The following is an 11,267-nucleotide window of genomic DNA, read 5'->3' as shown; positions in this document are numbered from 1 at the left end:
CGCCCATGCCCGGCGCCACCGCGCCGGCGGGCCGGCCCGACGTGGGCAACACCGCGGACGCCGTGCTCGCCCTGGCGGCCGCGGGGCACGGCGCGCAGGCGGCGGGCGCCCTGGACTGGCTGCGCGGCAACTCGGCCGCGTGGGCGAAGGCGGGCGGGCCCGCCGCGTACGCCCAGCTCATCCTGGCCGCGCACACGGCGGGCGCGGACGCCCGCGACTTCGGCGGCGCCGACCTCGTGGCGCAGCTCAACGCGACGGGGCCGAAGCCCGCCTCCGTACCGCAGGACGCCCCGTCCGGCGGGAAGTCCGGTGGGAAGTCCGAGGCCGCGGAGGACTCCAAGGACTCCAAGGACTCCAAGGGGAACGACTCGGGCATCGGCCTCTGGCTGACCGTCGGGGCCTTCCTGCTCGCCGGCATAGGCATCGGGTTCCTGCTCAGCGGGCGCCGCAAGAAGTAGCGCGGCAGCCGTGATCCGGACACGCACCTCTCGCCTCTCGCCTCCCCTTCTGCTCACGCTGCTCGTCGTGCTGCTGTACGCCGCCGCCGCGCCCGCCCACGCCGCCGGCTACCGCTACTGGTCGTTCTGGGAGCGCGGCGCGGACGGCGCCTGGACGTACGCCACGCAGGGACCCGCGACGGCGCGGCCCGACGACGGTGCCGTCCACGGCTACCGGTTCGCCGTCAGCGCCGACAGCGGGGACGCCGCCCGGCCGCGCCAGGCACCCGACTTCGCCGCGGTCTGCGCGGGCACGCCCGCGAAGGAGGGCACCAAACGGGTCGCGGTCGTCGTCGACTTCGGCGTCCCGGCCCACGCGCCCGGCGGCGAGGCGCCGCCCGCGGCGCGTACCGCCTGCGCCCAGGTGCGGCCGGACGCGACCGGCGCCGAGGCGCTCGCCGCGGTCGCCCCGCCGCTCCGCTACAACAGCCAGGCGCTGCTGTGCGCGATCGCCGGATATCCGAAGCAGGGGTGTGGGGAGCAGGTCGACGCGGCGGAAGCTGGAGCGGAAGCGGAACCGACGCCGGATGCCTCGGCTACGCCGCCTTCACCCGAGGAAGCCGCGTCGGGCGCGGAAGGCGGGCCGTCCGTCGGGCTGTTCGCCGGGCTCGCCGCCGTGGTGGCGCTGGGCGCCGCCGCGGTGTTCCGGGCCCGGGCCCGCCGGCGCCGGCCGTGACGAGGCACCGCCGGTGAGACCGCCGGTGAGACCGCCCGTGAGGCTGCGCGCACCCGAGGCGCACCGCTCCAACGCCGTGCACGCGGGCGCCTGGTGGCTGTGGGCGCTCGGGCTGGCCGTCGCCGCTTCCCGCACCACCAACCCGCTGCTGCTCGGCCTGCTCGTGGGCGTGGCCGGGTACGTGGTGGCGGCGCGGCGCACCGACGCGCCGTGGGCGCGCTCCTACGGGATGTTCGTGAGGCTGGCGCTGGCCGTCATCGCGATCCGGCTGGTGTTCTCGACGCTGCTCGGGACGCCCGTCCCCGGGACGCACGTGCTGTTCACGCTGCCCGAGGTGCCGCTGCCCGGCTGGGCGCAAGGAGTGCGGATCGGTGGGCGTGTGACGGCGGAGCAGCTCGTGTTCGCGCTGTACGACGGGGCGAAGCTGGCGGCGCTGCTGATCTGTGTCGGCGCGGCGAACGCGCTCGCGAGTCCGGTGCGGCTGCTGAAGTCGCTGCCGGGTGCGCTGTACGAGGCCGGGGTCGCCGTCGTGGTGGCGATGACGTTCGCGCCGAACATGGTCGCCGACGTGGCGCGGCTGCGTACGGTGCGGCGGCTGCGCGGGCGGCCGACGACGGGTGTGCGGGCGGTGCTCCAGATCGGGCTCCCGGTGCTGGAGGGCGCGCTGGAGCGGTCGGTGGCGGTGGCCGCGTCGATGGACGCGCGCGGGTACGGGCGTACGGCGGCCGTCCCTGCCCGGGTGCGGCACACGACGAACGTGCTGACGCTGGGCGGGCTGCTGGGCGTGTGCGCCGGTTCGTACGGGCTGCTCGCGGCGGAGGGCGCCGGGTACGGGCTGCCGCTCGTCGGGATCGGGCTCGCGGCGGCGGTCGCCGGGCTGTGGCTGGGCGGGCGCCGCACGGTCCGTACCCGCTACCGGCCGGACCGGTGGGGCGCGCGGTCGTTGCTGGTCGCCGGGTCGGGGGTCGCGGTCGGGGGGCTGATGGTGTGGGCGGCCGGGTACGCCCCTGATGCGCTGCGTCCGGGGGTCACGCCGCTGGAGGCGCCGGTGCTGCCGCTGTGGCCGGCCGTTTCGGTGCTGGTGGGGCTGGTGCCGGCGTGGGTCGCGCCCGCGCCGGGGCTCGTACGGGATGGCGTACGGGGTGACGTACGGGAGTCCGTACGCGGTGACGTACGGGAGTCCGTGCGCGATGATCGGGAGGATGCGTCGTGATCCGCTTCGAGGACGTGTCGGTGACGTACGTGGACGCCGCCGCGCCGACGGTGGAGCACGTGGACCTGACGGTCCCCGAGGGCGAACTGGTGCTGCTGGTCGGCCCGTCCGGTGTCGGCAAGTCGACGCTGCTGGGCGCCGTTTCGGGGCTGGTGCCGCACTTCACGGGCGGGACGCTGCGGGGCAGGGTAACCGTGGACGGGCGGGACACGCGGACGCATCCGCCGCGTGAACTGGCGGACGTCGTGGGGACGGTGGGGCAGGACCCGTCGGCGCACTTCGTGACGGACGTCGTCGAGGACGAACTCGCCTACGGCATGGAGTCGCTGGGGCTGCCGCCCGACGTGATGCGGCGGCGCGTCGAGGAGACGCTGGACCTGCTGGGCCTCGCGGCGCTGCGCGACCGGCCGGTCGCGAGCCTGTCGGGCGGGCAGCGGCAGCGCGTCGCGATCGGTTCGGTGCTGACGACGCACCCGAAGGTGCTGGTGCTCGACGAGCCGACGTCGGCGCTGGACCCGGGCGCGGCGGAGGAGGTGCTGGGGGTGCTGCAACGGCTGGTGCACGACCTCGGTACGACGGTGCTGATGGCTGAGCACCGGCTGGAGCGGGTGGTCCAGTACGCGGACCGGGTGGCGCTGCTGGCGGCGCGCGGGGCGGAGGTCGTCGTGGGCACGCCCGCCGATGTCATGCGGGTCTCGCCCGTGTACCCGCCGGTGGTGGGCCTGTCCCGCGTCGCGGGCTGGACGCCACCGCCGCTCACCGTGCGCGACGCGCGGCGGCTCGCCGGGCCGCTGCGGGAGCGGCTGTCGGGGGCGGGGGCAGTGCCGGTGCCCCGGCCGGGGTCGGGGCCGGTGCCGGTCCGGGAGGCGACGCCACGGCGCGGTGCGGGTCCCGTTGCGCGCCCGACGGAACGCTCCCGGTGGTGGCCGCTGCGGCGCCGCGCCGCAGCGGAACGGCCCCCGGCCCAGGACCTTCCGCACCCGGACGCCGTGCCGCTCGCGCACGCGGCGGGTCTCGCGGTGCGGCGGGGCCGCGTGGAGGCGCTGCGGCGGGTGGAACTCACCGTCGGCGCGGGCGAGACCGTCGCGCTCATGGGCCGGAACGGCGCCGGCAAGTCCACCCTGCTCGGCGCGCTCGTGGGCCTGGTCGAGCCGGCGGCCGGCCGGGTCCTCGTGGGCGGCCGGGTGCCGCACCGCACCGCCCCGCGCGAGCTGGTGCGCGAGGTGGGCCTGGTGCCGCAGGAGCCGCGGGACCTGCTGTACGCGGACACCGTCGCCGCCGAGTGCGCGGCCGCCGACGCCGACGCGGGCGCCGCCCCGGGCGCGTGCCGTGACCTGGTCGCGGCGCTGCTGCCCGGCGTACCGGACGACACGCATCCGCGGGACCTGTCCGAGGGCCAGCGCCTGGCGCTCGCCCTGGCCGTCGTGCTCACCCCGCGGCCCCGGCTGCTGCTCCTGGACGAGCCGACGCGCGGCCTGGACTACGCCGCGAAGGCGCGGTTGGTCGAGGTGCTGCGGGGCCTCGCGGCGGAGGGGCACGGGATCGTGCTGGCCACGCACGACGTGGAGCTGGCGGCGGAGCTGGCCCACCGGGTGGTGATCCTGGCGGACGGCGAGGTCGTCGCGGACGGGCCGACGCACGAGGTGGTCGTGTCGTCCCCGGCTTTCGCACCGCAGGTCAGCAAGGTCCTGGCCCCGCAGCCGTGGCTGACCGTGGCCCAGGTGGAGGCGGCCCTGGCCGCGCCGACGGCGGAGGCGACGCCATGAGCACGGGGAGCACAGGGACCGGCAACACAGCCGGCACAGCCAGCGCCCGCCCCGTCCGCCCCGTCCGCCTCGGCCCCCGGTCGGTCGCCGTCCTGGTCCTGGTCGGCGTCATCGGCGTGGCCGCCTTCGGCTGGCCGCTGCTGGTGGACGCCGAGGTGGCGCGGGACAACGTGTCGCACACCCAGGACGCGCCGTGGCTCCTGGCCCTGCTGCTGCCGCTGCTGATCGGGGTCGTCGTGGCGACGATCGCCGACCGGGGCATGGACGCCAAGGCCGTGGCGATGCTCGGGGTGCTGGCCGCCGTGGGGGCGGCGCTGCGGCCTCTGGGGGCGGGCACGGCGGGCCTGGAGCCGATGTTCTTCCTGATGGTGCTGAGCGGCCGCGTCCTCGGCCCCGGGTTCGGGTTCGTGCTCGGGTCGGTCACGATCTTCGCGTCGGCGCTGCTCACGGGCGGGGTCGGGCCGTGGATGCCGTTCCAGATGCTGTCGATGGGCTGGTTCACGATGGGCGCCGGGCTGCTGCCGGGAGCGCGGAGCGTACGGGGCCGGGGCGAGCTGCTGATGCTCGCGGCGTACGGGGCGGTGGCGGCGTTCGCGTACGGGACGGTCATGAACCTGCAGGGCTGGGTGACGCTGCAGGGCCTGAGCAGCGGCATCAGCTTCCACCCGGGTGACCCGGTGCACGAGAACCTGGTCAGGTTCGGCGCGTACTGCCTGGCCACGTCGATGGGCTGGGACCTGGGCCGGGCGGTGCTGACCGTCGTCCTCACACTCACCATCGGATCGACGGTTCTGAAGGCGCTGCGGCGCGCGACTCGACGGGCGGCTTTCGAGGCGCAGGTCACATTCGAAGGGGGCGAAAAGCCGCATGAGGCCCCTTTCCGGGTGAGGGCGCCCACAGGACCTACGTCACATACGACGCGGAATAGTGGATGCGGAAGCGCCGGCCCGGCAGAGCACGCTGCGGGCGACCACCTGCGCTGACCGACGCTCTCAGGGACTCATCCGGGGCGCCGCCGGGCCCCGTTCTCCTGCCTCACCTCGTAGGAGGGGGGCGTTGCCAGGCCCCGCCGGCCCTGCTTTGGTGGATGACGTCGCCGGGCACCGACGGCAGCGTGACCGCCTCGCGGTCGCCCCGAAGTGCCCCTGGCAGGCCACTCCCCGAGACCCCGGGTGACCCCGGGCCTTGGTTCCGGCATGCCTGCGACAGCCATGTTCCCGACGTGAGGTTGTCCTACGTGTTCCGCTCCATCAGCAGCCGTCTCTCCGCCCGCCGCAACAAGACCGCCGTCGCCACCGCAGCCGTGCTGCTGGGCGCCTCCGGTGCGGTGATGGCCGTGACGGCCCCGGCCTCGGCCGCGCCGAACTCCGCGCAGGCCATCGCCAAGAAGATGGTCCCGGCGGGCCAGTACCAGTGCTTCAGCAAGATCGTCGAGCACGAGTCGGGCTGGGACCACACCGCCACCAACGCCTCGTCCGGCGCTTACGGCCTGGTCCAGGCCCTGCCGGCCTCGAAGATGGCGTCGGCGGGCTCCGACTGGAAGACCAACCCGGCCACGCAGATCGAGTGGGGCCTGGACTACATGAACGACCGCTACGGCAGCCCGTGTGAGGCCTGGTCGTTCTGGCAGGCCAACCACTGGTACTGAGCCACAGCCGCATAGCCGTACAGAGGCACGGCAGTACGCAGTACTACGAGGCCCCGGTGAGTTCGCTCACCGGGGCCCTCGTCTGTGCGCGCCCCGTTGGCAGCGCTACAGCCGCTGAATGATCGTCCCAGCGGCCAGCGCCCCGCCCGCGCCCGCCGTGATCAGGGCGAACTCCTCGTCGCGCCGCTCCAGCTCGTGCAGCGCCGTGATGAGCAGCCGGGCGCCGGCCGCGCCGACGGGGTGGCCGAGCGCGAGGGCGCCGCCGTTGACGTTGACCTTGTCGAGGTCCTGCTCGAAGACCCGCGCCCAGCTGAGCACCACGGCCGCGAACACCTCGTCGACCTCCACGACGTCGATGTCCCGCAGCGACATCCGGGCTTTGCCGAGCACCGCGCGCGTCGCGTCGACGGGCCCGTCGATGTGGTGGCGAGGATCGGCGCCGACGAGGGCCTGGGCGACGATACGGGCACGGGGTCTGAGCCTCAGGGCGCGGGCCATCCGCTTGGACGCCCACATCAGCGCGGCCGCGCCGTCGCCGGCGGGTGCGGAGGTGCCGGCGGTGTGGATCGCGCCGGGCAGCACGGGCGGCAGCGCGGCGAACTCCTCCGTAGCGATGTCGCCGATGGCACCGATGTCGCCTGAGCCACCTGAGCCGACTGAGCCACCTGAGCCACCTGAGCCACCGGCGGCGCCGACATCGCGGGCGCCACCGCCGTACGGGAACGGCCCCTCGTCGCGGTCGACGAGCCGCACCATGCCGTGGCCCGCGGCCTGCTCCTCCTCCGTGGTGGGTACCTCCACGGGAAACGTCTCGCGCTTGAAGCGCTCCTCCGCCCAGGCGGTGGCGGCGCGCCGCCGCGAGAGCAGCCCGAGCGTGTCGGCGTGCTCGCGCGTGAGGCCCCGGTGGCGGGCGACGCGCTCGGCGGCCCTGAACCGGTCGGGCAGGTCGACGTTCCACTCGTCGGGATGCGGGCGGCCCGGCCCGTTACGGGCGCCGCTGCCGGCCGGGACGCGGGACATGACCTCGACGCCGCAGCTGATGCCGACGTCGATGACACCCGCGGCGATCATGGTGGCCGTGAGGTGGGCGGCCTGCTGCGAGGAGCCGCACTGGCAGTCGACGGTGGTGGCGGCGGTCTCGTACGGGAGTCCGGCGGCGAGCCAGGCGGTGCGGGCGGGGTTCGCGGCCTGTTCCCCGGCGAGCGTGGCCGTACCGCCGACGACCTGCTCGACGCAGTCGGCGGGGATGCCGGTGCGGCCGAGCAGCTCGCGGTAGGTCCCGCCGAGCAGCCGGGCCGGATGGAGCACGGCGAGCGCGCCGCCACGGCGGCCGATGGGGGTGCGTACGGCTTCCACGATCACGGGTTCCGCGGCCATGGGCGGGATCCTCTCCTCGCGCCCGCGGAGCGTCGTCCCGGCGCCCGGGCGGGCGGCGTACGTGGGGGAATGAGGGGAACTGGTACGCGTTCTAGTTACCCATCAGTCTGAAAGGTGCTACCGCGGGTACGCAAGGGTGCCGACACAGGCTGCCACCGGCCCGACGCAGGCCTGTGGTCCGTCGACGGGCCGTATCCGAACGCTTCCGAAACCCTCCATAAGTTAGGTTCCTGAGCATGACTCAGGACAACACGCAGAACACATGGGACGCCGTCGACGCCTACGTCACCGATCTGCTCGCACCGGCCGACGACGCGCTGACCGCCGCGCTCGCCGCCAGTGACGAGGCCGGGCTGCCGAAGATCGCCGTGGCCCCGAACCAGGGCAAGCTGCTGCACCTGCTGGCCCGGATCCAGGGGGCCCGTACGGCGCTGGAGATCGGCACGCTCGGCGGTTACAGCACCATCTGGCTGGCCCGGGCGCTGCCGAAGGACGGGCGGCTGGTCTCGCTGGAGTACGACCCGGCGCACGCCGAGGTCGCCCGGCTCAACCTGGCCCGGGCCGGACTCGACGCGGTGGCCGAGGTGCGGACGGGGGCGGCGCTCGACACGCTGCCGACGCTGGAGGCGGAGGGCGTGGGCCCGTTCGACATCGTGTTCATCGACGCGGACAAGCGGAACAACCCGCGCTATGTGGAGTGGGCGCTGCGGCTGACCCGGCCGGGCAGTGTCATCGTCGTCGACAACGTCGTGCGCGGCGGGTCGGTCGTCGACGCGGACAGCGACGACGAGGCGATCCGCGGCACCCGTGAGATGTTCGACCTCGTCGCGCGCGACCCGCGGCTGGACGCCACGGCGGTCCAGACGGTCGGCGTGAAGGGCTACGACGGTCTGCTGATCGCCCGGGTGGTGTCCTGAAGCGGTGAAGGCCCACTGGGACATACGCCCCGAGCGGTACGACACGTCCGACGCGACCGCGCTGCGCCGCGACTACTACGAGGAGGTGGCGCGGCGGTACTGGCGGCGTGCCGTCTCCGACGCGGAGATCGACGCGGGGCTGGCCGACGACGGCGTCGAGGTCCTGGCGCCGCCCACCGGGCGGTTCCTCGTCGGCCGGCGGGACGGGAAGCCCGCCGCGTGCGGCGGGGTGCGGCTGTTCGACGCGGAGCGCGCCGAGCTGACCCGGGTGTACGTGCGCCCCGCGTTCCGGGGCGGCGGCGGCGCCGGGCTGCTGCTGTCCGCCCTGGAGGCGGCGGCCCTGGAGCTGGGCGCCCGGCGCATGGTCCTCAACACGCGCCTGGACCTGGTGGAGGCGCGAGCACTGTACGCGCGGCACGGCTACCGGGAGATCCCGCGGTACGGCGACGACCCGTACGCGCAGGTCTGGTTCGGCAAGGAGCTGCCGTGACCCACGGCCGGACATGACCCGCCTCTAGAGGTGGTGGTCCGGGGGCGGCTCGTTCATGGGGCGTTCCCGGACCGAGCCGCTCAGTTCCGCCGTCAGTTCCTCGACCAGCTGGATCAGGTCCGTCGGCCGGTCGGGGCCCCACCAGTCGCCCAGCAGTTCCGCGAGCGACTCCTCGCGGGCGTGGGCCAGCCGGGTCGCCGCCTCGACACCGTCGTCGGTGAGCATCAGCTGCAGTCCCTCGCGCCGGGCCAGGCCGCGCTCCTCCACCTGCCGCGACGCCTCGGTGATGGTCCGCAGCGGTACGGGTGTGGTGTCGGCCAGCAGGGCGGGCTCGACGGTGCCGTGGCGGCGGACGCGCAGCAGCAGCCAGCTCGCCGCGGGCAGCAGGTCGAGGCCGGCCCGGGCGGTGATCTTCTCGTACACGGCCTTGCGGCCCTCGCGGGAGCCGAGCACCGACAGGGCGCGGGCGCACTCGTCGTACGAGGACCGCTCGACCGGGTTGGAGGCGAGCGTCTCGCTGGGGTCCGGCGCGCGGACGGAGCCGCGCAGCCGGTCCTCGCGCAGGAACCAGGCGACCGCGAAGGCCAGGAGCACGATCGGCGACGCGTACAGGAACACGTCGGTGATGGATGCCGAGTACGCCTCAAGGGCGGCCGGCCGGAGCCCGGGCGGCAGTTCGGCGATGACGCGCGGGTCGGCGCTGATGGCGTGGGCGTCGACGCCGGGCGGCAGGTCCTGTCCGGCGAGGGCGGAGGAGAGTTTGCCGGTGAGCCGGCCGGTGAAGATCGTGCCGAACACGGCGACGCCGAACGACGCGCCGATGGAGCGGAAGAACGTGGCGCCCGACGTGGCGACGCCGAGGTCCTGGTACGCGACGGAGTTCTGCGCCGCCAGCACCAGGACCTGCATGACCAGGCCCAGTCCGGCGCCGAAGACGAAGAAGTACGCGCTGACGGCCCACACGCCGCTGTCCCGCTCCATCAGGTGCAGGAGCAGCAGGCCCACGGTGGTGAGGGCGGTCCCGGCGATCGGGAACACCTTCCAGCGGCCGGTACGGCTGACGATCTGTCCGGACGCCGTCGACATGAGCAGCATGCCGAGGACCATCGGCAGCAGGTGGACACCGGACATGGTGGGGCTGACGCCCTGGACGACCTGGAGGAACGTCGGCAGGTACGTCATGGCGCCGAACATCGCGAAGCCGATGACGAAGCTGATGACCGACACGAGCGTGAAGGTGCGGTTCCGGAACAGCTTCAGCGGCAGCACCGGTTCGGCGGCCCGCCGTTCGGCGTACACGAAGGCCACGAGCAGGACGGCGCCGAGCACGGCGAGGCCGATGATGCGGGCCGAGCCCCAGGGCCAGGTGGTGCCGCCGAGCGAGGCCACGAGGACCAGGCAGGTGGCGACGGACGCGATGAGGCCGGTGCCGAGGTAGTCGATGGTGTGGCGGGTGCGGTGGGACGGGATGTGGAGCACGGCGGCGATGACGAAGAGGGCGACGACACCGATGGGCAGGTTGATGTAGAAGACCCAGCGCCAGGACAGGTGCTCCGTGAAGACGCCGCCGAGGAGCGGGCCGAGGACGCTGGTGGCACCGAACACGGCTCCGAACAGGCCCTGGTACCTGCCCCGGTCCCGGGGGGACACGAGGTCGCCGACGATCGCCATGGAGAGGACCATGAGCCCGCCGCCGCCCAGGCCCTGGACCGCCCGGTAGATGATGAGCTGCGGCATGTCCTGTGCGACGCCGCACAGCACCGAGCCGATGAGGAAGATGACGATGGCCGCCTGGAAGAGGTTCTTGCGGCCGTACTGGTCACCGAGCTTGCCCCACAGGGGTGTGGCGGCCGTCGAGGCCAGCAGGTAGGCGGTGACGACCCAGGACAGGTGCTCCATGCCGCCGAGTTCGCTGACGATGGTCGGCAGCGCTGTCGCCACGATGGTCTGGTCGAGTGCCGCGAGGAGCATGCCGAGCAGCAGGGCCCCGATGGCGAGCATCAGGGTGCGGCGGCTGTGCGCCGCACCGGGCGTGGGCGCGGTGGCCGAAATGCTCGCAGGCCGCGACATGGGCGCCTCCCTCGCTCCCCCTCGTGCTTTCGTCATCCATCGTGGGCGTTCCGGCCGGATATGGCCTGTTGAGCGAGGTTCAAGCTGTTGGGCAGGTCACTCGGGACCTGCATAATCGCTGCCAGTCCATGGGGGTGGATCGTCAGCAGGACCTCTGCGGAACTTTTATGGGGAGGGACCCACAGTGGCCGGAAATGTCTGTCCCGAGTGCGGCAGGCCCGCGCCGCCGCAGGGCGCGGGCTGCGCGTGCGCCGGGACGGTGGCGGGGCGCGGAGAGCCAGGGCGGGGAGAGCCGGCCGGGCAGTTCGAGGCGCCGCGGATTCGGCCGTACGTGAACCTTCCGTCGCCACCGTCGGCGTCGGCGTCGGCGGGGCCGTCGGCGGGGCCGGGTGGGGCGGTGCCGCCCGCGGCGATGCCCCTGCCGCCGGAGACGCCGCCCGAGACGCCGCCCGAGACGCCGACGCAGGCGATACCCGCGCAAGCGCCGCCGACGCATGCTCTGCCGGGCCGGCCGCTGCCCGGTCCGCCGTACGAGTCCCACAAGTCCCACGAGTCCCACGAGGACGTCGAGTCGACGATGCCGCTGTACGTGGGGGACGTAGGGGACGGCGGC

At 74.2% G+C, this 11,267-nt stretch carries 8 protein-coding genes and 4 pseudogenes; 9 read left to right on the top strand and 3 right to left on the bottom strand.

Annotated elements, in window-relative coordinates:
- The 6 genes and pseudogenes from HTZ82_RS08465 to HTZ82_RS08440 form a co-directional block, all read left to right on the top strand.
- Positions 1–458, top strand: a pseudogene (locus HTZ82_RS08465) (hypothetical protein); the annotation flags it as partial.
- 10 nt (positions 459–468) lie between these two features.
- Complete coding sequence (locus HTZ82_RS08460) at positions 469–1,173, top strand: SCO2322 family protein (protein ID WP_175408679.1); 705 nt, start codon at positions 469–471, stop codon at positions 1,171–1,173.
- 37 nt (positions 1,174–1,210) lie between these two features.
- Positions 1,211–2,386 carry an energy-coupling factor transporter transmembrane component T gene (locus tag HTZ82_RS08455; RefSeq protein WP_309235379.1) on the top strand — a complete coding sequence of 392 codons (1,176 nt, stop codon included), beginning with the start codon at positions 1,211–1,213 and terminating at the stop codon, positions 2,384–2,386.
- A complete protein-coding gene (locus HTZ82_RS08450; RefSeq protein ID WP_175408678.1) occupies positions 2,383–4,152 on the top strand; it encodes an ABC transporter ATP-binding protein in 1,770 nt (589 codons plus the stop codon). The genes HTZ82_RS08455 and HTZ82_RS08450 overlap by 4 nt, the downstream gene beginning before the upstream one ends.
- Positions 4,149–5,135, top strand: coding sequence for an ECF transporter S component (locus HTZ82_RS08445; protein WP_175408677.1), 987 nt, complete (start codon positions 4,149–4,151; stop codon positions 5,133–5,135). The genes HTZ82_RS08450 and HTZ82_RS08445 overlap by 4 nt, the downstream gene beginning before the upstream one ends.
- Before the next feature lie 245 nt (positions 5,136–5,380).
- Positions 5,381–5,800: a transglycosylase SLT domain-containing protein gene (locus HTZ82_RS08440; RefSeq protein WP_254711723.1), complete on the top strand. Its 420-nt coding sequence runs from the start codon at positions 5,381–5,383 to the stop codon at positions 5,798–5,800.
- A gap of 105 nt (positions 5,801–5,905) precedes the next feature.
- Here HTZ82_RS08440 and HTZ82_RS32885 read toward each other — a convergent pair.
- Both HTZ82_RS32885 and HTZ82_RS32880 read right to left on the bottom strand, forming a co-directional pair.
- Positions 5,906–6,397: pseudogene (locus tag HTZ82_RS32885) on the bottom strand (steroid 3-ketoacyl-CoA thiolase); the annotation flags it as partial.
- Positions 6,398–6,526: 129 nt separating this feature from the next.
- Positions 6,527–7,177, bottom strand: a pseudogene (locus tag HTZ82_RS32880) (steroid 3-ketoacyl-CoA thiolase); the annotation flags it as partial.
- 236 nt (positions 7,178–7,413) lie between these two features.
- Between HTZ82_RS32880 and HTZ82_RS08430 the strand changes: the two are divergent.
- Both HTZ82_RS08430 and HTZ82_RS08425 read left to right on the top strand, forming a co-directional pair.
- Positions 7,414–8,094 (top strand): O-methyltransferase, encoded by a 681-nt coding sequence (locus HTZ82_RS08430; protein ID WP_175408675.1) that lies wholly within the window; start codon positions 7,414–7,416, stop codon positions 8,092–8,094.
- A gap of 4 nt (positions 8,095–8,098) precedes the next feature.
- Positions 8,099–8,584, top strand: a complete 486-nt coding sequence (locus HTZ82_RS08425; RefSeq protein ID WP_309235378.1) for a GNAT family N-acetyltransferase — start codon at positions 8,099–8,101, stop codon at positions 8,582–8,584.
- Between the two features lie 24 nt (positions 8,585–8,608).
- Here HTZ82_RS08425 and HTZ82_RS08420 read toward each other — a convergent pair whose 3' ends face one another.
- A complete protein-coding gene (locus HTZ82_RS08420; RefSeq protein WP_175408674.1) occupies positions 8,609–10,654 on the bottom strand; it encodes an MFS transporter in 2,046 nt (681 codons plus the stop codon).
- Between the two features lie 412 nt (positions 10,655–11,066).
- On the opposite strand from HTZ82_RS08420, the pseudogene HTZ82_RS31750 reads away from it, so the two are divergent.
- A pseudogene (locus tag HTZ82_RS31750) lies at positions 11,067–11,267 on the top strand (hypothetical protein); the annotation flags it as partial.

This window comes from Streptomyces sp. TRM64462, assembly GCF_013362995.1.
Taxonomy (GTDB): domain Bacteria; phylum Actinomycetota; class Actinomycetes; order Streptomycetales; family Streptomycetaceae; genus Streptomyces.
Note: the sequence above shows the minus strand (reverse complement) of the source record. Positions and strands in the feature narration are given on the sequence as shown.